We start from the raw sequence: 20,765 nt of genomic DNA on the forward strand, positions 1-20,765 counted from the left end.
GCAAGGCGGCGGATGGATGGCGGGGGCGGGGAGTCTCTGCTACCTCCGCGCGATGCCCCACGCGCCTGCCGACACCGCCGTCCCGCTTGCCCCCGCCGACCCCGCCGCGTACGGCCTCGACGGGCAGCGCCTCGCCGAGGCCGTGCGCTTCGCCGCGGCGCACGAGACCCCCTGGCCGCGCGACCTGCGCGCGCATCTGGAGAGCGGGTATTTCGAGCCGCCGCCGGACAACGCGATCCTCGGCCCGGTGGCGCCGCGCGGCGGTCCGGCCGGGATGATCCTGCGCCGCGGCGCGGTGGTCGCGTCCTGGGGCGACACGGCGCGCGCGGACATGACCTTCAGCGTCGCGAAGTCCTACCTGTCGCTGCTCGCCGGGCTCGCGCATGGCGACGGCCTGATCCCCGATCTCGACGAGCCGATCTCGGCGCGCGTGCGCTCGCCCCATTTCGAGGGCCCGCGTAACGGCATCGTCACGTGGCGCCAGATGCTGACCCTCACCTCCGAGTGGGAGGGCACGCTCTGGGGCAAGTCGGATGTGATCGACCGCAACCGCGACCTCAAGCGCGAGGGGAAGGCGAAGAAGGGCGAGGCGCGTCCGCTGCGCGCGCCGGGGACGTTCTGGGAATACAACGACGTGCGGGTGAACGCGCTCTCCCTCGCGCTGTTGCATCTGTTCCGCCGCCCGCTGCCGGAGGTGTTCCGCGCGCGGATCATGGAGCCGATCTGCGCGAGCCGCGACTGGGCCTGGCACGCCTACGAGACCGCGCGCGTCACGATCGACGGGGAGGAGATGCCCTCGGTCCCCGGCGGCGGTCACTGGGGCGGCGGCGTCTTCATCGGTGCGGCCGATCAGGCGCGGATCGGCTTGCTGGTCGCGCGGCGCGGGCGCTGGGACGGGCGGCAGCTGATCGCGGAGCCTTGGTTCGACGCGATCGCCGCGCCCTGCGCGCTCAAGCCCGACTACGGCCTGCTGTGGTGGCTGAACACCGACGGGGCGCGCGCGCCGGCCGCTTCCCCGCGCAGCCTGTTCGCCTCAGGCGCCGGCGGCCATGTCACCTGGATCGACCCGGAGCGCGAGCTCGTGTCGGTGACGCGCTGGCTCGACCCGGAGGCGTTCGCCGGCTACGCGGCGCGCGTGGTCGCGGCCGTGCGCGACTGATACCGTCCGGTCAAAGGTCTGACCTTTGTCCGGACGGTATCGCGCGCAGGGCTGGTGTGGCGGCTGCGCGCTGAAGGAACCTCATACCCGGCACATGAAGGTGAAACCCTCGTGCGCCGGGTATGAACATCCCCGCTCAGACCAGCACGCAGGCCGCACCCCGCTCGCCCCGCCGCCGCCACCCCGGATAGGCCGCGCGGCACGCGTCGCGGACATGCGGGCAGCGCGGGTGGAAATGACAGCCTGCGGGCGGGTTCGCCGCCGAGGGAATCTCGCCGACGATGCGCGGCAGCGCCCCGCGCCCGGACGGATCGGGCACGGGCGAGGCGTCGCGCAGCACCCGCGCATAGGGGTGCAGCGGCTCGGCGAACACCTCGCCCACACTGCCCTCCTCGACGATGCGCCCCAGATACATCACGGCGACGCGGTCGCAGAACCAGCGCACCACGCCGAGATCGTGGCTGACGAACACGAAGGCCAGGTTGCGCCGCTTCTGCAGGTCGCGCAGCAGCAGCAGCACCTGCGCCTGCACCGACACGTCGAGCGCGCTCACCGGCTCGTCGGCGATCAGCAGCTCCGGCTCGACCGTGAGCGCACGCGCGATGCCGATGCGCTGGCGCTGGCCGCCCGAGAACTCGTGCGGGTAGCGATCGAGCGCCGAGGGCGGCATGCCGACCTCGTCGAGCAGGGCGGCCGCGCGGTCGCGCGCCGCGCGTCCCGAGGCGAGCCCGTGCACCCGCATCGGCTCGGTGAGCGCCTGGCCGATCGTGCGGCGCGGATTGAGCGACGAGTACGGGTCCTGGAAGATGATCTGCATGCGCCGGCGCAGCCGCGCCAGCGTCTCGCCGCGGGCGGCGCGCACATCCGCGCCGTCGAAGCGCACCGTGCCGTCATCCGGTTCGATCAGGCGCAGCACGGCGCGCGCGACTGTGGACTTGCCGCAGCCGCTCTCGCCGACGAGCCCGTAGGCCTCGCCGCGACGGACGGAGAACGACACGCCATCGACCGCGCGCACGGTGGTCGTGACCGGGCGCGGAAAGCCCTTCGTCACCGTGAAGTGCTTCACCAGACCGGCGACGTCGAGCAGCGTCGTCATTCGGCGCGCAGCTTCGGATCGGTCGCGTCGCGCAGCCCGTCGCCCACCATGTTCAGCGCGAGCACCAGCAGCAGGATCGCGACGCCGGGGAAGATCGGGAGCCAGGGCGCGTCGAGGATGTTCTCGAACCCGTCGCGCATCATCCCGCCCCAGGTCGGCGTGGGCGGCTTCACGCCGAGGCCGATGAAGGAGAGCGAGGCCTCGGTGCGCACGGCGGTGGCCATCCAGAGGCTCCCCATCACCAGCACCTCGGAGAGGATGTTGGGCAGGATGTGCACGAACAGGATGCGCGCATGGCTGTAGCCGAGCGCGCGGCCGGCCTCGACGAAGGCGCGCTCCTTCAGCGCCAGCACCGGCGCGCGGGCGATCCGCGCGAAGGGCGCGATCGCGGTGAGCCCGATCGCGACCACGAGATTGACCAGGTCAGGGCCGAGCAGCGCGACCACGATCAGGCCGAGGATCAGGCTGGGGAAGGACAGCAGCACGTCCATCACCCGCATGACGAAGTTGTCGAACCGGCCGCCGATGTAGCCGGAGACCATGCCGATCGCGCCGCCGATCACGATCGCCGCGGCGATCGCGGTGAGCGAGACGATCAGGCTGATCCGCCCGCCCCAGAGGATGCGCGAGAGCACATCGCGGCCGAAATAGTCGGTGCCGAGCGGGTGGGTCGCGCTGGGCGGGCTCAGCTGGGCGATGACGTCCTGCTCGATCGGATCGTGCGGCGACAGGATCGGCGCGAGGATCGCCGAGAGGGCGACCAGGATGCAGAGGATGATGCCGATCCCGGTGGTCGGGTTGGCGAGGAAGCGCGCGACCGCCCGGCGCACCGGCGAGACGGCCACGACCGCGGCGGTGCTCATGCGTGCTTCACCCGCGGATCGATCAGGCCGTAGGTGAGGTCGGTGATCAGGTTCACCACCACGATCAGGAAGCAGTAGATCACCATCAGGCCCTGCAGCATGGAGTAGTCGCGCTGGTTGAGCGCGCCGACGATGATCTTGCCGAGGCCCGGGCGGTTGAAGACGATCTCGGTCAGCACCGAGTTGCCGATCAGGATGCCGACATAGAGCCCGACCACGGTGACCACGGGGATCAGCGCGTTGCGCAGCCCGTGCTTCCACACCACCGCGCGCCAGGGCACGCCCTTGGCGCGCGCGGTGCGGATGAAGTCCTCGGACAGCACGTGCAGCATCGCGCTGCGCGTCACGCGGGTGATGTAGGCGGCCATCACCAGCCCGAGCGTGATCGCGGGCAGGACGAGCTTGTGCAGCCGGTCCACCGGGTCGGCCAGATTGGCGTTGCCGATCACCGGGAAGATCTTCCAGTGCAGCGCGAACAGCAGGAGCAGGAAGATTCCGGAGACGAACACCGGGAAGGAGAGCCCGAGCAGCGACAGGATGCGCGCGGCGACATCGATCGCGCGGTTGCGGTGCAGCGCCGCCCAGATGCCGACCGGCACGCCGACGACGGTGCCGATCACCATCGCCGCCCCGGTGAGATCAAGCGTGTGCGGCAGCACTGCCGCGACCTCGCTGACGATCGGCCGTCCGGTCACGAGCGAGGTGCCGAAATCGCCGGTGAGCGAGGCGAACAGGAACTCGAAGTACTGCTCGTGCAGCGGGCGGTCGAGGCCGAGGCGTGCACGCAGCGCCGCGATCGCCTCGGGTGTCGCCTGGTCGCCGAGGATCACCAGCGCCGGATCGCCCGGCACGATGCGGACGATCACGAACACCAGCGTCAGCACCGCGATCAGCGTCGGCGCGGCGGCCATCAGCCGCCGCACCACGAAGCCGATCATCGGCGTCCCCCGGGCGGACGCGCGCGGCTCACCGGAACCGCGTCGCCTCGGTGATCAGCGGCCCGAGCGACATCGAGCCCTTGAGCTCGTAGCCGTAATCGACGCTGTTGTGGCGCGCGAACACCAGCAGCGTCTCGAACAGCGGCACGCCGCACACGGCCTCGACCAGCTTGCGCTGCGCCTCGGCCCAGAGGGCGAGCTGCTTCTGCGGATCGGTCTCGACGCGCGCGGCGTCGATCTCGGCGTCCGCCATGTTGCAGTGGCTGAAGTTGGTCACCGCGGTCGGCGTCTTGACGATCGACCGTCCGTGATAGAACTGCGTCAGGTAGATGTCGGCGACCGGAAACCGCGCCGCGCCGTAGTAGACGAGCGGGCTCAGATCCTGACGGATCTGCTGGTGGAAGGTCGCGTGCTCGACCACCTGGAGATCGAGGTTGATGCCGACGCGGCGGAGCTGCTGCTGCACCACCTGCATGCCGGCGAGCATCTCGGGCAGCTGCGTGTGCACGACGCGCACGGTGAAGCCGTTCGGGTGTCCGGCCTCCGCGAGCAGGGCGCGCGCGCGGTCCGGGTCGTGCTGGAGCAGCGGCACGTCGGCGGTGAAGCCGAGATAGCCGCGCGGCACCAGCGACTGGCCCTCGCGCGCGACCGCCTCGCCGCGCCAGCGGACGAGCTCGGCGCGGTTGATCGCGTGCGCGAAGGCGCGGCGGACGCGGATGTCGTCGAAGGGCGCCTGCTTGGTGTTGATGTTGATGATCGAGAGCTCGGCCGGCTCGAACACATCCACGGTCACGTCCGGCAGGCGGCGCGTGCGTTCGAGCCAGGTCGCCTGCGCCCGGCCGTAGTTCACGTCGAGCTCGCGGTTCTGGAACGCGAGATCGCGCGAGGCGTCCGAGGGGATGAAGCGGTACGAGACGCGCTTGATCTGCGGCGCGCCGCGGAAATAGCCCTCGTGCGCGGCGAGTTCGAGCGACTGGTTCGGCGTGACCGAGGCGAAGGCGAAGGGGCCCGAGCCGATCGGCGCGCGCACGAAGGCATCGCCCTTCTGCTCGACCGCGCGCTTCGAGACGATGTAGCCGCCGGCGTAGTTGGTGACGAGGCCGAGCAGGCTGGGCACGTTCTCGCGCAGCCGGATGCGCACCGTGTACGGATCCACCACATCGACCGACTCGAAGGCGCGGAAATCGCCCGAGAACGCCGAGGTCGAGGCCTGCGCCGCCTTGCGCAGGCTGAAGGCGACATCCTCGGCCGTGACCTCGCCGAAACCGCCGTGGAACTGCACGCCGCGGCGGAGATGGAAGGTCCAGGTGCGGCCGTCCGGGCTCGACTCCCAGCGCTCGGCGAGATCGGGCTCGATCTCGGCGGGGTTGATGCTGCCGGGCTTGAACCGCACGAGGCCGTTGAACATCCAGGCGACCGCGACACGGTCGATCGTCGTCACCGCGAAATGCGGGTCGAGCCGGCCGACATCCTGTGCCGCCATGCCGACATTCAGCGTCGTCCGCTGCTGCGCGATCGCCGCGCCACCCAGGACCGCAACGCCGAGCGCCGCCGCGCCCGCGAGCAGTGCCGCACGAAGTCTCATCGTCGCGCCTCCCGTCCTCATTGTTGCCCGGCCATCATGTCCGCATCACGCTGCGCTGCCAAGCGCGAACCGGTCGATGCGGAAGGGGTGGAGCGGCACGTCGGTGCGCCCGTCCAGCACGAGCTCCGCGAGGATCGCGCCGATCCCGGGCCCCAGCATGAAGCCGTGGCCGGAGAAGCCGAAGGCGTGGATCAGCCCCGGCGTGGTGCGGCTCGGTCCGATCACCGGCAGCCCGTCCGGCATGTCGCCGTCGATCCCGGTCCAGCTCCGGATCACCTGCACGCCGGCGAGCCTGGGGACGAGCTCGATCGCGCGGGCCATGGCCGTGAGGGTCGGCTCGGGCAGCGGCCGGCTCCACGGGACCGCGGGGTCGCTGGTGCCGCGCCCGCTGCCGAAGATCACGTTGCCGCGGCGGATCTGGCGCAGATAGACGTCGCCGCCCACCACGCCCATGTTCGGCTCGATGAAATAGGGGATCGGCTCGCTCACCAGCATGTTCGGCGCGAGCGGGGCCACCGGCACGGCCTCGCCGAAGCGCGCGGCGATCTCCCCACCCCAATAGCCCATGCAGTTCAGCGCCACCGGCGCGCGCCAGGTGCGATCGCCGATCGTCAGCGTGAACAGCGCGCCGTCATGCGCGATCTCGCTGACCGGGGCGTGCTCGTTGATCTCCGCCCCGGCCGCGCGCGCAGCGCGCGCGAAGGCCGGCGCGAGCAGCCGCGGGTTCGCCGCGCCGTCCTCGGGCGCGAAGGCGCCGGCGACGACGCGTGGCCCGAGCCAGGGCCAGCGCGCATGGATGCTGTTCGAGCCGATGAGTTCGAGCGGCAGGTCGTACTCGCGCGCGACCGCCATGTAGTCGGCGAGCTCGGCCTCCTCCGCCGCACTGCGCGCGAGTTTCAGGTGGCCCGTCACCTCGAACTCGGCATCGGTGCCGATCAGCTCCGGCAGGCGCGCCCAGATCTCGCGCGACCGCCGCGCGATCGGCAGCTCCGCCGGATGGCGCCCGTTCTGCCGCACCCCGCCATAGTTCACGCCCGAGGCCTGGCTGCCCACCAGCCCGCGCTCGAACAGCGCGACCCGCGCGCCGCGCAGCGCGAGATGCAACGCGGCCGAACACCCGGCACCGCCGCCGCCCAGGATCAGCACGTCATGCGTCGCGCTCATTCCACCGCCTGGGCGAGGATGGGGATCGGCTTCACCGGCGGCTGACCGCGCAAACGGCCGACCGCGGCGATGTCGCAGCCGAGCGCATCGGCGAGGATCTCGGCGGCAGGCGGGCCGCACACGCGCCCCTGGCAGCGGCCCATGCCGACACGGGTGAAGGCCTTGGCGCGGTTCACCTCCGGCGCGCCGCCGGTGACATGCGTCGCGCGCGCGGCGGCGCGCAGCTCCTCGGCCGTGATCGCCTCGCAGCGGCAGACGATCGTCGCGTCGGGCGTGCGCGCGGCGAGCGTTGCCGGATACGGGAAGGCACGCTCGAGGGCCGCGCGGAAGGGCGGGATGCGGGCGAGCGCGCGGTCGAGCCGCGCCACCTCGCCGCGGTCCACCGCACCGCCGCCGTCCTCGATCGCGGCCCAGGCCGCGCGCGCGCCGGCGAGCTCGGCCGCGTCCGCCCCGGCGATGCCCGCGCCGTCGCCGGCGAGACAGATCCCGGGCACCGCGGTGCGGCCGGCGCGGTCGTGCTGCGGCACCCAGTTGCGCTGCGTGGCGTCGAAGACGAAGGGCACGCCGGCAAGGTCGGCGAGCTGGCTCTCCGGCTTCAGCCCGAAGCCGAGCCCGACGGCATCGCAGGCGATGTGGTGCTCGCGCCCGGCGCGGTCGCGCACGCGCACGGAGCCGACCGCGTCCGCGCCCTCGATCGCGACCGGCACGCCGCCTTCGATCACGCGCACGCCCGCCATGCGCAGCCGCGCGACCAGCGCGAGGCCCCTGGCGAAGGTGGCGGGGTCGCGCAGCAACCCGGCGGCCGCGCGCGCCTTGGTCGTGAAGGGCGTCGTGTCCAGCACCAGCGCGACCTCGGCGCCCGCCTTCACGTATTGCGTCGCGACCAGCCAGAGCAGCGGCCCGGTGCCGATGAAGGCGACGCGCGCGCCGATCGCGACACCTTGCGCCTTCAGCGCGATCTGCGCGCCGCCGAGCGTGAACACGCCCGGCAGGGTCCAGCCCGGCACCGGCACGATCCGGTCCATCGCGCCGGTGCAGAGGATCGCGCGGTCGAAGCCGATCGTCCCGTGCCGTCCGGCGCAGAGCGTGTCGAGCACGCCGGGGCGGATGTTCCACACCAGCGTGCCGGGCCGCCAGTCGCTCGCCGCGCGCAGCCGCTCGCCGAGCGCGTGGATCGCCTCCGCCTTCGCCGCCTCGGTGCCGTAGAGGTCGCGATGGCTGCGCGTCGTGCCGGCCACCGGGCGCTGGTGGATGCGCCCGCCATTCGCCGCCGCCTCGTCGATCCAGACCGGGCGATGGCCGGCGCGCACCAGCACCTCGACCGCGCGCGTGCCGGCCGGCCCCGCGCCGATCACCGCGACCTTCATGCGCGCCGCACCGCCATGCCGGGTTCGAGCTGCGTCGTGCAGGCCCGCACGCGCCCGAGACCCTCGACCCAGACCAGGCAGTCCTGGCACGCGCCCATCCAGCAGAACCCCGCGCGCCGGCCGTCGCCGAACTCGCTGGTCCGCAGGTGGTCGGCGGTGGCGAGGATGGCGGTCAGCAGCGTGTCGCCGGCGAGCGCCTCGGCCGCCGCACCGTCGAGCGTGAAGGGGATTCGCGCGCGCTCCGCATCGGCGCGGCGCACCAGCCTCACAGGGTCGGCTCCAGCCGGCAGTTGATGAGCAGCTCCGCGACCACCGCATGCGCGGGCAGCGAGAGCACGGTTTCGATCAGCGCGGCGACATCCTCGGGCCGGCTCATCTGCGCGCGCGGATGCCTGGTCACGTGCGCGGTCATGTCGGTGTCGACGAAGCCGGGGCAGATCGCGGTGGCGCGGATGCCGTGGTCCCAGCCCTCGCGGCGGATCGCGTGGGTCAGCGCGACTGCGGCGAACTTGCTCGCGGCATAGCCCATGTTCTCGTTCGCCACGCGCTTGCCGGAGAGCGAGGAGAGGATCGCCACACGCCCGTTGCCGGAGGCGACCAGGTGCGGCCAGGCCGCGCGCACGAGATGCTTCGGCCCCTTCACGTTGACGGTCCAGAGCGCGTCGAGCGCGGTGTCGTCGGCATCCAGCAGCCGCGCGACGGGGTTGATGCCGGCGGCCGCGACCACGGCGTCGATCCGCCCGAAGCGCTCGGCCGTCGCCACGGCCCAGGCCTCGGCGGAGGCCGGGCTCTCGGCATCGTAGCGATGCACGAACAACTGGTTCGAGTCCGGCAGGTCATGAAGGTCGCGCACGCCGGCGGAGACGGCGAAGCCGCGGTCGAGCAGCCGGAGCACGACCGCGCGGCCGATGCCGCGCGCCGCCCCCGAGACCATCGCCACGCGGCCGTCCGGGTCAAGCATCCGCAAGGGCTCCTGTCGTCACGTGACAGCGGACACGATGGCCGGCGCCGACCGGAACGAGCGCCTGGTCCCGCTCGCACCCCTCGCGCCGGAGCGGGCAGCGCGGCGCGAAGCGGCAGCCTTGCGGCATCGCGTCGAGCGCCGGCACGCGGCCGGGGATCGCGGCGAGGTCCTGGCCGGCGCGGTCCATGCGCGGAATGGTCGCGAACAGCGCGCGCGTATAGGGATGGCCCGGCTCGGCGAAGATCGCGTGCACCGGCCCTTCCTCCACGATCTCGCCCGCGTACATCACCGCCACGCGGTCGGCGATCTGCGCCACCACGCCGAGATTGTGGGTGATGAACAGGACGGAGGTGCCGTGGCGCGCGCGCAAATCCGCGAGCAGCCCCAGCACCTGCGCCTGGATCGTCACGTCGAGCGCGGTGGTCGGCTCGTCGGCGAGCAGCACCGCGGGCTCGCAGGCGAGCGCCATCGCGATCATCACGCGCTGGCGCATCCCGCCCGAGAACTGGTGCGGATACTCCGACAGCCGCGCGGCGGCGGAGGGAATCTTCACCTCCTCCAGCAGGCCGAGCGCGTGCTTCAGCGCCTCCTTGCGCGCCATGCCGCGATGGCGGATCAGCGGCTCGGCGACCTGGTCGCCGACCGTCATCACCGGATTGAGGCTGGTCATCGGCTCCTGGAAGATCATGGCGACGCGATCGCCGCGGATCTTCTCCAGCTCGGCCTCCGGCAGGCCGGTGATCTCGCGCCCCTCCAGCACGATCCGCCCGGCGGCGATGCGCCCGGCCGGCGCCGGCACCAGCCCCATGATCGACAGCGCGGTCATCGACTTGCCGCAGCCGCTCTCGCCCACGAGCGCGAGCGTCTCGTTGCGCGCGAGCGTGAACGAGACGTCCTTCACCGCCGGATGCCACGCGCCGCCGATGCGGAACTCGGTGCGCAGCCCCTCCACCGCGAGCGCCGTCATGCCGCCGCCTTCTCGATCAGCCTTGCGGGCGCGAAGGGCGCCACCGGCAGGTTGGTGGTCCCGCGCATCATGATCTCGGCGACCGCGGCGCCGGCGGCGGGCGCCAGCTGGAAGCCGTGGCCCGAGTAGCCGAAGGAGTGGATCAGGCCCGGGCAGGTCGTGCTCTCGCCGATCACCGGGATCTCGTCGGGCGTGCGCGCCTCGATGCCGGACCAGCTGCGCACGATGCGCACGCCGTGCATCAGCGGGAACAGCTCCGCGGCGATGCGCGCGGCCTTGGCGAGATTGCGGAAATCGACCACCGCCGTCTCGGCCGCCACGTCGGCGCGGCCCTGATGGCCGCCGCCGATCAGCACGGTTCCGGCCTCGGTCTGCTTGAACGAGAGCGCGCGCGAGGCCGCGCCCACGGTCGGCTCGACGAAGCGCGGCAGGCGCTCGGTGACGATCATCATCGAGGACTTCACGCCGCAGCGTATCGTCTCGCCCGCCATGCGCGCGATCGCCGTGGCCCAGGCGCCGGCGCAGTTGGCGACCCGCTCGGCCTCCCACGCCCCGCGCGCGGTGACGACGCGCAGGGTCCCCGATCCCGTCCGTTCGAGCCCGACGACGCCCTCCCCCTCCTCGATCACCGCGCCGGCGGCGAGGGCGGCGCGCCGGAACGCCATCACCGTGCGCATCGGATCGGCCGCGCCGTCGTCGCGCACCACCAGCGCGCCGACCACGTGCGGCGCGACCGCGGGCAGCAGCCGTCGCGTCTCGGCGCGATCGACCAGCTCCTCGTGCGTCCAGCCGAGTGCCCGCACCTCGGCGGCGCGGCGTTCGAGCCTGGCGAGATCGGCCTCGCTCTCCGCAACCTTCACCTGGCCCGAGGGGCGGAAGCCGCCATCGTCGCCGACCAGCGCGCGCAGCTTCGTCCACATCTCGAACGCCACCTGCGACAGCGCGATCTCGCGCAGGTCGCGGCCGAGGCGCCGCACGCCGCCGGCATTGATGCCCGAGGAGTGCCGCCCGACATGGCGGCGTTCCAGCACCGTGACGGACCAGCCGGCGCGGGCGAGATGGAGCGCGGTCGAGAGCCCGTGCAGCCCGCCGCCGATGACCACCGCGCGCGCGGTCATGACGTGTGCGGCTCCAGCGCCTCCTCCTGCTCGTGCAGCGCGGCGAGCTCGCCGAGGGTGAGCGGCTTGGTCGGGAAGCGCAGCCGGTAGGGCTCGACCTCCTGCACCGGCACGCCGCGCTCGGCGGCGATCACCGCCGCGACCGAGGGGCCGCACATCCGCCCCTGGCACGGCCCCATGCCGGCGCGGGTGAACGACTTGAGCTGGTTCGCGCCGAGGCAGCCGAGCGCCACCGCCTCGCGCACCCGCCCCGCCGTCACCTCCTCGCAGCGGCAGAGGATCGTGTCGTCCTCGGGTCGGATCGGCAGCGGCGCGAACAGCGTGTCGAGGAACGGGCGCACGGCGAGATGCTTGGCCCGCGCCGCGAGCAGCGGGGCGGCGGCGCTGTCGCGCGCGGCCTCGCCCAGCCGGCCGAGGGCGGCGGCGATGCCGAGTGCCGCGATCCGGCCCGAGAGCGCGGCCACCGCGGCCCCGCCGACACCGGCGCCGTCGCCCGCGATCGCGATCCGCGCATGGCTGGAGCGGCCCCACATGTCGGTGGTCGGCTTCCAGCAGCGCTGCGCCTCGTCCCAGACATGCGCGCAGCCGAGCGCGCGGGTGATCTGCACCGAGGGGATCACGCCGTCATGCAGCAGCAGCAGCGAGGCGGGCCTGGTGTGCACCGCGCCGTCGGCGACGAAGCGGATGCGTTCGAGCCGTGCGGCACCCTCGGCGCGGATCTCGGCCGCGCGGATCCACGGCACCCCGGCCCGGCGCAGGGCAAGCCGCCACGCCACGCCGCGCGCCAGGTAGGAGGGCGCGCGCAGGGCCGCGGGCAGATGCGCGAGCGCGCGCCGCCGCCCGGACGGTTCCGCGAGATCGAGCACGCCGGCGATCCGCCCGCCGGCGGCGAGCGCCTGCGTCGCGTAGAGCAGCAGCAACGGCCCCTGGCCGGCGATCCAGACATCGCGGTCCGGCACCAGCCCGCCGGTCTTGAGCGCGATCTGCGCCGCGCCGACCGTCATCACGCCGGGGAGCGTCCAGCCCGGGATCGGCAGCGGCCGCTCGGTCGTGCCGGTCGCGATCAGCACCTGGGTCGCCTCGGCATCGCGCGCGCGGCCCTGCTCGCTCCAGTAGACGCGGCCCTCGGGCTCGACGCACCAGACGGTGGCGCCGAAGCGCGCCTCGGCGCCGCTCGCGCGGAACGCCCGCACGGCCTCTTGCGCGGCGCGGTCCTCGTCGTCCTTGGCCGCGCGCGCCTCGATCGCCTGCCAGATGCGGCCGCCGGGGGCCGGATTCTCGTCGAGCACCAGCACCGAGAGCCCGTGCGCGCGCGCCTCGGTCGCGGCCGCGATGCCGGCGGGGCCGGCACCGATGATGGCGAGATCGACCCTCATGCCGCGTCCTCGGCGGCGACATCGCGCGCGCCGTGCTGGCGTTCGATGCGCATGCCCTCGCGCACCGGCACGAGGCAGGTCTGCACGCCGCCCACGCCGTCCACCACGGCGAGGCAGTCGAAGCACGCGCCCATCATGCAGAACGGCCCGCGCGGCGCGCCGGAGACGGGCGTGGTGCGCACCGCAAGGATGCCGGCGGCGAGCAGCGCCGAGGCCACGCTCTCGCCCGCGCGCGCGCGGATCGGCGCGCCCTCGAACAGGATCGTCACCGATCCGGGGTCAGGCCGCGTCAGCATGGAACCGGTCCGGGCCGAGTTCGGCGACGAGGTCGGGCAGCCGCCCGGCGAGGATCCCCTCGGCGAGCGGCCCGGCATGCGCGGCCGAGAGCGTCACGCCCGAGTGGCACACCGCGACATAGGCGCCGGGATGCGCCTGCGACTGCGCATAGATCGGATAGCGATCCGGCGTCATCGGCCGGAGCGCGCCCCAGGCGCGCACGATGCGCGCGTGCCGGAGCGGCGGCAGCACCTGCACCGCGCGCGCGGCCATGCGCGCGAGCTCCTTCACGGTCGTCGCCGTCTCCCACAGGTTCTCCTCGTAGCTGACGCCGATCTGCACCACGCCCTCGGCGGTCTGGCGGATCGCGCTCGCCGGCAGGGGCAGCATCGGCGGCAGGCGTTCGGTGACCATGTTCTGTCCGCGCACCGGATGCACCGGCACCGGCATTCCGAGCATGGCGGCGAGCTTGGGCGTGCCGAGGCCCGCGGCGATGACCACGCGCTCGGCCGCGATGCTCTCCGCGCCGCGATGGAGGGTGAAGCCGGGGCGCACCGCGTCCACCGGCGCGCCCGGGCGATGCGTGCCGCCGGCGGCGCGGAAGGCCGCATGCATGCCGCGCAGCAGCAGCAGCGGATTGACGTGGCCGTCCTCGGGCGCGAGCGAGGCGCCGAGCACGCGCGGGCCGAGCGGCGTGCCGGGAATCAGCTCCTCGAGCTCGCGCCGATCGAGCATGCGCACCGGCGTGGAGGCGCCGCCGATCTGGTTGTGCAGGCGGCGCACGTCCTCGACGCGCTGTTCCCATTCCTGCTCGCCCAGCGTGAAGATCAGCCCGCCCTTGCGGCGGAAGCCGATATCGGTGCCGGCCGCACCGCTCATCGCCTCGGCGAAGCTGTCCCAGTGCCGCAGGCTTTCGCGCGTCCAGGCCGCGTAGGCGGGCATGCCGTCGCCCTTGCCCTGGCTCCAGACGAGGCCGAAATTGCCGCGCGCCGCGCGCAGCGCCACGTCGCCCTCGTCGAGCAGCACGGTGCGCGCGCCGCGCCGTGCACACCCCACGGCGATGGCCGAGCCCACCATGCCCCCGCCGACCACCGCGACATCGAACCGCTCCGCCATCATTTGCAGTATCCGGCGCGCCGCCCTAGCCTGCAAGACGTCGCCTGGAGACGGGAGATGTGCATGCTGCGGATCGTCCTCGCCTTCGCCCTGCTCGCCACGCCGGTCGCGGCGCAGACGCTGCGGGTCGGGCAGATCGGCCAGCAATCCGGCACGCTCGATCCGCATCGCGCCACTGCCACGCCCGACAAGGGCCCGGCGAGCTGGATGTTCGACGGGCTGGTGCGCTTCCCGCCCGGCTCGGCCGAACCCGGCAAGCTCGAGCCCGATCTCGCCGAGCGCTGGGAGCGCAGCGCCGATGGGCTGACCTGGACCTTCACGCTGCGCGAGGGCGTGCAGTTCCACCACGGCATGGGCACGCTGACGGCCGAGGACGTGGCGTTCTCGCTCCGCCGGGCGGCGAGCGCCGAGAGCTCGGCCTTCGCGAGCGACTACCGCGATCTCGCCGCGGTCGAGGTGGTCGATCCGCGCACGGTGCGCGTGGTGTTCCGCCAGCCCGTGCCCAGCGCGCTCGGGCTGCTCGCGAACTACCATGGCGGCATGATCGTCTCGAAGCGCGCCGCCGAGGCCGGCGACTTCGCGCAGCGCCCGGTCGGCACCGGTCCGTTCCAGTTCGAGGCGATCGAGCCGGGCGGGCTCCGGCTCGCGGCCCACGCGCGGCATTTCCGCGGCACGCCCAGGCTCGCGGGCGTGCATGTGCGCTTCATCCCCTCGGATCAGACGCGCGAGCTCGCCTATACCGCGGGCGAGCTCGACCTCTTCATCGGACGGCGCGAGCAGCGCTGGGTGGAGCGGATGAAGCAGGCGCCGAACACGGTGGTGGAGGTGTTCGGCCCGGGCGAGTTCCGCACCCTGCTGATCAACACGAAGAGCCCGCCGCTGGATGACGTGCGCGTGCGCCGCGCGCTGATCCACGCGATCGACGTGCCGGCGATCGTGCGCTTCGTCGGGCCGGATGTGGCGCAGATCTGGCCCTCGCCGGTGCCGCCCGGCTATCTCGGCGCGATCACGGATGTGCCGACCTATCCGCACGATCCCGCACGCACGCGCGCGCTGCTCGCCGAAGCGGGGCATCCGCAGGGTGTCACGCTGAAGGCCGTGGTCTCGTCGATCACCGCGCAGCTGCCGATCATGGAGGTGATCCAGGCGCAGCTCCGCCGCGCGGGCATCACGCTGGAGATGGACGTGGTGGAGCATGCGACCTACCACGCGCGCATCCGCCAGGACCTCTCGCAGGTGACGTTCTATGGTGCGGCACGCTTCCCCGTGGCGGACTCCTACCTGACGCAGTTCTACCACTCGCGCTCGGCCCCCGGGCAGCCGACCATGTCGCTGAACTTCGCCCATTGCAGCGCGGCCGATGCCGAGATCGACGCCGCGCGCAGCGAGCCTGATGCCGCGAAGCAGGCGGCGCTCTGGGCCACCGCGCAGCGCAAGATCATGGAGGCGGCGTGCGCGCTGCCGCTCTATGACTTGCGCCAGGTCTGGGTACGCAACAGCCGGGTCGCGCTCGGCTACACGCTCGAGGGATCGCTCAATCTCGCCCCGCCGATCACCGCGGAGACAGCGCTCCGCTGAGATCAGGCGAGCAGGCGGCGCATCGTCGCGGCGAAGCGCGCGGCGATCGCCTCCTCCGCCGCGTGCCGTCCGGCGACGATCACCGGACGGCCCGCGACATAGACATCGCGCAAGAGCCCCGGCGCGGGCGCGAACACGAGCGTGTCCGCGATCGTCGCGCCCGCGCGCCCGGCGAGCATCGGGTGCGTGCCGTCGAGTACGACCAGGTCGGCGCGCTGTCCGGGCGCGATCTCGCCGCAAGGCTGCGCCGCCGCCCGCGCGCCCGAGGCGGCCGCCGCGCGCCACAGCGCCGTGCCGGTGGAGGGTTCCGCCGCGCTCGCGCCGACCGCGCGGCGCAGATGACGCAGGCGTTGGGCGTAGTCCAGCATCCTGAGTTCGCCCGCGGCCTCCGTGCCGACATGGCTGTCCGTGCCGATCCCGAACGCACCGCCCGCGGCGCGCCAGCCGGGAAACGGGAAGATGCCGTCGCCGAGATTGCCCTCGGTGGTCGGGCAGAGCCCGGCAACCGCCCCCGTCGCGGCGAGGGCCGCCGTCTCGGCCGCGTCCATGTGCGTCGCGTGGATCACGCACCAGCGCCGATCGACCGGCAGATGCGCGAGCAGGCGCGCGACCGGCCGCTGGCCGGTTGCGGCGAGGCACTCCTCGACCTCGCGCGGCTGCTCGGCGGCGTGGATGTGCAGCGGTGCCGCCTCGTCGCCGCGCCGGACCGCCGCAGCGAAGGCGGCGAGCTCCTCCACCGTGACCGCGCGCAGGCTGTGCGGTGCGGCGCCGACGCGAAGCAGCGGATCGGATGCGGCCGCGCGGCGCAACGCGGCGATGATGTCGAGCACCGTCTCCGGCGGCAGCAGGAACCGGCGCTGGCCCTCGGTCGGCGGCCGGCCGAAGCCGCCATGGCGGTAGAGGCTCGGCAGGATGGTGGGCGCGATCCCCGCCTGCCGCGCGGCAGCGAGGATGCGCCAGGCCATCTCGGCCGGATCGGCGTAGGGTGCGCCCGAGATGTCGGCCTGGAGGTAGTGGAACTCGACCACGGCCGTGAAGCCGCCCTTGAGCAGCGCGACATAGAGCAGCGCGGCGATCGCCTCGACATCCTCGGGCGTCAGGCGGGCGAGGAAGCGGTACATGATCTCGCGCCAGGACCAGAAATGATCCTCGCCCGAGGGGCTGCGCGTCTCCGCGAGCCCCGCCATCGCGAACTGGAACGCGTGGCTGTGCAGGTTCGTCATGCCGGGCAGCACCGGACCGGCGAGGGACACCGCGCCGCCGCGTGGTGTCTCCGCCGCGACCGCGGCGACCGTTCCATCCGCCGCGAGCGTGATGGCGACATCGCGCGCCCACCCCTCGGGCAGCAGTGCCCACGGCGCATGCAAAGTCCTGCTGTCGGCCACGCTGTTTCGCTCCCCGATGTCTTGCCGCGCTGCGGCACGCCGCTAGGATGCGACGCGAAAGCGCGAACGGACCAGAGGGACTGAGGCATGGCGTGGCGTGTCGGCGTCGATTCCGGAGGCACGTTCACGGATGTCTGCCTGTTCGACGAGGAGAGCGGCCGGATCGATGTCTGGAAGGTCGCCTCGACCCCCGATGACCCGTCGCGCGCGATCGCCCAGGGTGTGGACGAGGGCATGGCGCGCATCGGCCGCGGCCCGGCCGACGTCGCCTATTTCGGCCATGGCACGACGGTCGCGACCAACGCGCTGATCCAGCATCGCGGCGTGCCGACCGGACTGATCACCACCGAAGGGTTCCGCGACCTCCTGGAGATCGGCCGGCAGAAGCGGCCCGACCTCTACGACCTCCAGGTGGACAAGCCGCCGGTGCTGGTCGCGCGCGACCTCCGGCTCGAAGTGCCGGAGCGCGTGCGCCATGACGGCACGGTCGAGACGCGGCTGGACGAGACCGCGCTGCGCGAGGCCGCACGCGCGCTGAAGCGCGCCGGCGTCGCCGCGGTCGCGGTGTGCTTCCTCTACTCCTTCGTCCGCCCCGAGCACGAGGCGACCGCGCGGCGCATCCTCGCCGAGGAACTGCCCGAGGCGTTCCTCTCGATCAGCCACGAGATCGCGCCCGAGTTCCGCGAGTTCGAACGCCTCTCGACCGCGGTGGTGAACGCTTATCTCGGCCCGGTGATGCAGCGCTACATCCGCCGGCTGGCCGACCGGCTCGCCGCGCTCGGCATGACGGCGACGCCGCATCTGACGCAGTCGAACGGCGGCGTGATGGGGCTGGAGGCGGCGGCGAACCTGCCCGTGCGCATGGTGCTGTCGGGCCCCTCGACCGGCGTGGTCGGCGCCCAGGCGGTCGGGCGGCTCGCCGGGTTCCCCGACCTCATCACCTTCGACATGGGCGGCACCAGCACCGATGTCGCCCTGTTGCAGAGCGGCGAGCCCAGGCTCGCGAGCGAGAACATCGTCCACGGCTACCCGATCAAGGCGCCGATGCTCGACATCCACACGGTGGGCGCCGGCGGCGGCTCGATCGCGTACGTGGACAGCGGCGGCCTGCTCAAGGTCGGGCCGCGCAGCGCGGGCGCCGATCCGGGCCCGGTGTGCTACGATCGCGGCAACGACGAGCCCGCGGTGACGGATGCGAACGTGGTGCTCGGCACGCTGCATCCGACCCATCTGCTGGGCGGGCGCATGCCGATCCGGCGCGAGCGGGCGATCGCCGCGATCGAGCGGCTGGCGAAGCGGCTCGGCCTGGAGACGATGGAGACGGCGCAGGGCATCCTCTCGGTCGTCACCGCCAACATGGCGAAGGCGATCCGCGTGATCAGCGTGCAGCGCGGCCACGACCCGCGCGACTACACGCTGATGGCCTTCGGCGGTGCCGGGCCCCTGCACGCCGCGCGGCTCGCGCGCGAGCTTGAGATCCGGCGCGTGCTGGTGCCGCGCAACCCGGGGATCCTGTGCGCGATGGGGCTGCTGCTGACCGATCTGCGCGCGGATTTCGCGGCGACGCGACTGACCCCGCTCGGCAAGGAGGCGCTCGTGCCGATGACGGCCGCGTTCGCGACCCTGGCGCAGCAGGCCGAGGACTGGTTCGCGCTGGAAGGAATCCCCGAGGCTGCGCGCCACATCACGCGCACCGTCGACATGCGCTACGCCGGACAGAACTACGAGCTGCCGGTCGCGCTGCCGGACGGGCCGTTCGATGCGGGCACGCTCGCGCTGCTCGCCGAGGGCTTCGCGGCCGAGCATCGCCGCATGTACGGCTTCGTCGCCGAGGGCGAGCCGGTGCAGCTCGTCACCTTCCGCATCGAGGCGACGGGACAGGTGCGCAAGGCCGCGTTCACCGCGAAGCCGCTCGGCGGCGCGGACCCCGAGCCGGCGCGCGAGGGCAGCCGCGATGTCTGGCTGCCCGAGGCGGGCGGCTTCGTCGCCGTGCCGGTCTATGCGCGCGACCGGCTGACCCCCGGCAACCGCATCGCCGGCCCCGCCATCGTCGAGCAGATGGACTCGACCACGCTGGTGCTGCCCGGCATGCGCGCGCGCGTGGACGGCTACGACAACCTGGTCCTGGAGGCCGCGGCATGAACGTCACCCTCGACATCGCCCGGCCGCAGGTCGATCCGATCACGGTCGAGGTGATCGGCTCGGCGCTCTCCTCGATCGTCGAGGAGATGGGCGAGGCGCTGGTGCGCGCCTCCTACTCGACCAACATCAAGGAGCGGCGCGACTGCTCCACCGCGCTGTTCGACATCGAGGGCCGCACGCTCTGCCAGGCCGAGCACATCCCGATCCATCTCGGCAGCTTCATCGGCGTGATCGAGCGCATCCTGAAGCGCCATCCGGTCGAGGAGATGCGCCCCGGCGACGTGTTCGTCGGCAACGACGCCTACGAGGGGGGCGGCACGCACCTGCCCGACATCGTGCTCGCCGAGCCGATCTTCGTCGAGGGCCGCATCGTCGCCTGGGCGGTCAATCTGGCGCACCACGCCGACTTCGCCGATCGCGGCCATGCGCACATCTACCAGGAGGGGCTGCGCATCCCGCCGATCCGGCTCTACCGCGAAGGCCGGCTGCAGGAGGACATCCAGGAGCTGATCTTGCTGAACTGCCAGGTGCCGCGCGAGCGCCTCTCCGACCTGCGCGCGCAGATGGCGGCGAACCGGCTCGGCGTCGCGCGCATGCAGGCGCTGTGCGCCAAGTACGGCACCGAGACCGTGCTGGCCGCAGGCGCCGCCCTGCTCGACTACGCCGAGCGCAAGATGCGCGCCGGCATCGCCGCGATCCCCGACGGCGTGTGGCGCTTCGAGGACGTGCATGACAGCCCCGAGATCGAGGGCGAACTGCCGCTGTCGATCGAGCTCGAGGTGAAGGGCGACACGATGCGCCTGCACTTCGACGGGCCCGACCAGGTGCGCGCCGGCATCAACATGACCTACACCGCCCTGCTCGCGACCGTCTATTACGCGGTCAAGACGGTGGTCGATCCCACCATCCTGCCCAATGCCGGGCTCGCCCGTCCGCTGGTCGTGACGGGGCGCGAGGGCAGCGTGGTGAACTGCGTGCATCCGGCGGCCGTGAACGCGCGGCTCTCGACGTGCCAGCGCGTGGTCGACCTGATCCACGGCGCCCTCGCCCAGGCCGTGCCCGAGCGCGTCACGGCGGCCCACAACGGCGCCTGCTTCGTCGCGAGCTTCGTCGGCCGGCAGCCCGGCACCGGCGAGCCCTGGGTCTATCTCGAGACGATCGGCGGCGGCTTCGGCGCGCGCGCCGGCAAGGACGGGCTCGACGGCGTGCATGTGCACACCACCAATACCTCGAACCTGCCGGTCGAGGCGCTGGAGACCGAGTATCCGCTGACGCTGGTGCGCTACGAGCTGGTCGACGGCTCGGGCGGGCCGGGGACGCATCGCGGCGGCATGGGGCTGCGCCGCGTCTATCGCGCCGAGGCCGACTGCCGGCTGAGGCTCGACGGCGCACGGTTCCGCTCGGCCCCCTGGGGGCTCCAGGGCGGGCTGCCGGGCGGCAAGGGCCGTTTCGTGTTCGGCCCCGGCGTCGAGCCCTTCCACCTCGGCAACGGGACGTTGCGCGCCGGCCAGTGGGTGGAGATCATCACGCCCGGGGCGGGCGGCTACGGACCGCCCGCCGGCCGGAGCGCCGAGGCGGTCGCCCGCGATGTCCGCGAGGGGCGGATCAGCGCGGCGGAGGCCGAGACGATCTACCGACGCTGACGGCCGCCGCGCGGCCGATCAAGGTCCA

18 protein-coding genes are annotated in these 20,765 nt (G+C 73.0%); 4 read left to right on the forward strand and 14 right to left on the reverse strand.

The window, feature by feature from the left end; genetic code table 11:
• Positions 1-52: 52 nt before the first annotated feature.
• Complete coding sequence (locus F563_RS0117985) at positions 53-1,159, forward strand: serine hydrolase domain-containing protein (RefSeq protein WP_019016085.1); 1,107 nt, start codon at positions 53-55, stop codon at positions 1,157-1,159.
• Between the two features lie 136 nt (positions 1,160-1,295).
• On the opposite strand, the gene F563_RS0117990 is transcribed toward F563_RS0117985, so the two are convergent.
• The 13 genes from F563_RS0117990 to F563_RS0118050 are packed head-to-tail and all read right to left on the reverse strand — an operon-like array spanning position 1,296 to position 13,989.
• The gene (locus F563_RS0117990) at positions 1,296-2,255 is read right to left on the reverse strand and encodes an ABC transporter ATP-binding protein (protein ID WP_019016086.1); all 960 of its coding nucleotides are present in this window, start codon (positions 2,253-2,255) and stop codon (positions 1,296-1,298) included.
• Entirely contained in the window at positions 2,252-3,118 is an 867-nt protein-coding gene (locus F563_RS0117995; protein ID WP_019016087.1) for an ABC transporter permease, read from the reverse strand. Before F563_RS0117995 ends, F563_RS0117990 begins: the two co-directional genes overlap by 4 nt.
• Positions 3,115-4,056, reverse strand: coding sequence for an ABC transporter permease (locus F563_RS0118000; RefSeq protein WP_019016088.1), 942 nt, complete (start codon positions 4,054-4,056; stop codon positions 3,115-3,117). Before F563_RS0118000 ends, F563_RS0117995 begins: the two co-directional genes overlap by 4 nt.
• 28 nt (positions 4,057-4,084) lie before the next feature.
• The gene (locus tag F563_RS0118005; RefSeq protein WP_019016089.1) at positions 4,085-5,641 is read right to left on the reverse strand and encodes an ABC transporter substrate-binding protein; all 1,557 of its coding nucleotides are present in this window, start codon (positions 5,639-5,641) and stop codon (positions 4,085-4,087) included.
• 45 nt (positions 5,642-5,686) lie between these two features.
• Complete coding sequence (locus F563_RS0118010; RefSeq protein WP_019016090.1) at positions 5,687-6,805, reverse strand: NAD(P)/FAD-dependent oxidoreductase; 1,119 nt, start codon at positions 6,803-6,805, stop codon at positions 5,687-5,689.
• Positions 6,802-8,172: an FAD/NAD(P)-dependent oxidoreductase gene (locus tag F563_RS0118015; RefSeq protein WP_019016091.1), complete on the reverse strand. Its 1,371-nt coding sequence runs from the start codon at positions 8,170-8,172 to the stop codon at positions 6,802-6,804. The genes F563_RS0118010 and F563_RS0118015 overlap by 4 nt, the downstream gene beginning before the upstream one ends.
• On the reverse strand, positions 8,169-8,441 hold the full coding sequence (locus F563_RS0118020) for a (2Fe-2S)-binding protein (protein WP_019016092.1): 273 nt from the start codon (positions 8,439-8,441) through the stop codon (positions 8,169-8,171). Before F563_RS0118020 ends, F563_RS0118015 begins: the two co-directional genes overlap by 4 nt.
• A complete protein-coding gene (locus F563_RS0118025) occupies positions 8,438-9,133 on the reverse strand; it encodes an SDR family NAD(P)-dependent oxidoreductase (RefSeq protein WP_019016093.1) in 696 nt (231 codons plus the stop codon). Before F563_RS0118025 ends, F563_RS0118020 begins: the two co-directional genes overlap by 4 nt.
• Positions 9,126-10,103 (reverse strand): ABC transporter ATP-binding protein, encoded by a 978-nt coding sequence (locus F563_RS0118030; RefSeq protein ID WP_019016094.1) that lies wholly within the window; start codon positions 10,101-10,103, stop codon positions 9,126-9,128. Before F563_RS0118030 ends, F563_RS0118025 begins: the two co-directional genes overlap by 8 nt.
• Entirely contained in the window at positions 10,100-11,221 is a 1,122-nt protein-coding gene (locus F563_RS0118035; RefSeq protein WP_019016095.1) for an NAD(P)/FAD-dependent oxidoreductase, read from the reverse strand. Before F563_RS0118035 ends, F563_RS0118030 begins: the two co-directional genes overlap by 4 nt.
• Complete coding sequence (locus F563_RS0118040; protein WP_019016096.1) at positions 11,218-12,597, reverse strand: FAD/NAD(P)-dependent oxidoreductase; 1,380 nt, start codon at positions 12,595-12,597, stop codon at positions 11,218-11,220. Before F563_RS0118040 ends, F563_RS0118035 begins: the two co-directional genes overlap by 4 nt.
• Positions 12,594-12,893 (reverse strand): (2Fe-2S)-binding protein, encoded by a 300-nt coding sequence (locus F563_RS0118045; RefSeq protein WP_019016097.1) that lies wholly within the window; start codon positions 12,891-12,893, stop codon positions 12,594-12,596. Before F563_RS0118045 ends, F563_RS0118040 begins: the two co-directional genes overlap by 4 nt.
• A complete protein-coding gene (locus F563_RS0118050) occupies positions 12,877-13,989 on the reverse strand; it encodes an NAD(P)/FAD-dependent oxidoreductase (RefSeq protein ID WP_026299695.1) in 1,113 nt (370 codons plus the stop codon). Before F563_RS0118050 ends, F563_RS0118045 begins: the two co-directional genes overlap by 17 nt.
• 63 nt (positions 13,990-14,052) lie before the next feature.
• Between F563_RS0118050 and F563_RS0118055 the strand changes: the two genes are divergently transcribed.
• Positions 14,053-15,567: an ABC transporter substrate-binding protein gene (locus F563_RS0118055; protein WP_156825254.1), complete on the forward strand. Its 1,515-nt coding sequence runs from the start codon at positions 14,053-14,055 to the stop codon at positions 15,565-15,567.
• A gap of 2 nt (positions 15,568-15,569) precedes the next feature.
• Here F563_RS0118055 and F563_RS0118060 read toward each other — a convergent pair whose 3' ends face one another.
• On the reverse strand, positions 15,570-16,952 hold the full coding sequence (locus tag F563_RS0118060; protein ID WP_245557163.1) for a formimidoylglutamate deiminase: 1,383 nt from the start codon (positions 16,950-16,952) through the stop codon (positions 15,570-15,572).
• An 87-nt stretch (positions 16,953-17,039) separates the two neighbouring features.
• On the opposite strand from F563_RS0118060, the gene F563_RS0118065 reads away from it, so the two are divergent.
• The gene (locus tag F563_RS0118065; RefSeq protein WP_019016101.1) at positions 17,040-19,094 is read left to right on the forward strand and encodes a hydantoinase/oxoprolinase family protein; all 2,055 of its coding nucleotides are present in this window, start codon (positions 17,040-17,042) and stop codon (positions 19,092-19,094) included.
• Entirely contained in the window at positions 19,091-20,737 is a 1,647-nt protein-coding gene (locus tag F563_RS0118070; RefSeq protein WP_019016102.1) for a hydantoinase B/oxoprolinase family protein, read from the forward strand. Before F563_RS0118065 ends, F563_RS0118070 begins: the two co-directional genes overlap by 4 nt.
• Positions 20,738-20,765: the final 28 nt, after the last annotated feature.

It is taken from the genome of Elioraea tepidiphila DSM 17972, assembly GCF_000378465.1.
GTDB lineage: Bacteria > Pseudomonadota > Alphaproteobacteria > Acetobacterales > Acetobacteraceae > Elioraea > Elioraea tepidiphila.

Excerpts from the sequence above, each read along its gene's own strand:
- F563_RS0118070 (WP_019016102.1), top strand. The coding sequence starts at position 19,091 with ATGAACGTCACCCTCGACATCGCCCGGCCGCAGGTCGATCCGATCACG.
- F563_RS0118000 (WP_019016088.1), bottom strand. The coding sequence starts at position 4,056 with ATGATCGGCTTCGTGGTGCGGCGGCTGATGGCCGCCGCGCCGACGCTG.
- F563_RS0117995 (WP_019016087.1), bottom strand. The coding sequence starts at position 3,118 with ATGAGCACCGCCGCGGTCGTGGCCGTCTCGCCGGTGCGCCGGGCGGTC.
- F563_RS0118050 (WP_026299695.1), bottom strand. The coding sequence starts at position 13,989 with ATGGCGGAGCGGTTCGATGTCGCGGTGGTCGGCGGGGGCATGGTGGGC.
- F563_RS0118015 (WP_019016091.1), bottom strand. The coding sequence starts at position 8,172 with ATGAAGGTCGCGGTGATCGGCGCGGGGCCGGCCGGCACGCGCGCGGTC.
- F563_RS0118010 (WP_019016090.1), bottom strand. The coding sequence starts at position 6,805 with ATGAGCGCGACGCATGACGTGCTGATCCTGGGCGGCGGCGGTGCCGGG.
- F563_RS0117985 (WP_019016085.1), top strand. The coding sequence starts at position 53 with ATGCCCCACGCGCCTGCCGACACCGCCGTCCCGCTTGCCCCCGCCGAC.
- F563_RS0117990 (WP_019016086.1), bottom strand. The coding sequence starts at position 2,255 with ATGACGACGCTGCTCGACGTCGCCGGTCTGGTGAAGCACTTCACGGTG.
- F563_RS0118045 (WP_019016097.1), bottom strand. The coding sequence starts at position 12,893 with ATGCTGACGCGGCCTGACCCCGGATCGGTGACGATCCTGTTCGAGGGC.
- F563_RS0118030 (WP_019016094.1), bottom strand. The coding sequence starts at position 10,103 with ATGACGGCGCTCGCGGTGGAGGGGCTGCGCACCGAGTTCCGCATCGGC.
- F563_RS0118025 (WP_019016093.1), bottom strand. The coding sequence starts at position 9,133 with ATGCTTGACCCGGACGGCCGCGTGGCGATGGTCTCGGGGGCGGCGCGC.
- F563_RS0118035 (WP_019016095.1), bottom strand. The coding sequence starts at position 11,221 with ATGACCGCGCGCGCGGTGGTCATCGGCGGCGGGCTGCACGGGCTCTCG.
- F563_RS0118065 (WP_019016101.1), top strand. The coding sequence starts at position 17,040 with ATGGCGTGGCGTGTCGGCGTCGATTCCGGAGGCACGTTCACGGATGTC.
- F563_RS0118055 (WP_156825254.1), top strand. The coding sequence starts at position 14,053 with ATGCTGCGGATCGTCCTCGCCTTCGCCCTGCTCGCCACGCCGGTCGCG.
- F563_RS0118040 (WP_019016096.1), bottom strand. The coding sequence starts at position 12,597 with ATGAGGGTCGATCTCGCCATCATCGGTGCCGGCCCCGCCGGCATCGCG.
- F563_RS0118005 (WP_019016089.1), bottom strand. The coding sequence starts at position 5,641 with ATGAGACTTCGTGCGGCACTGCTCGCGGGCGCGGCGGCGCTCGGCGTT.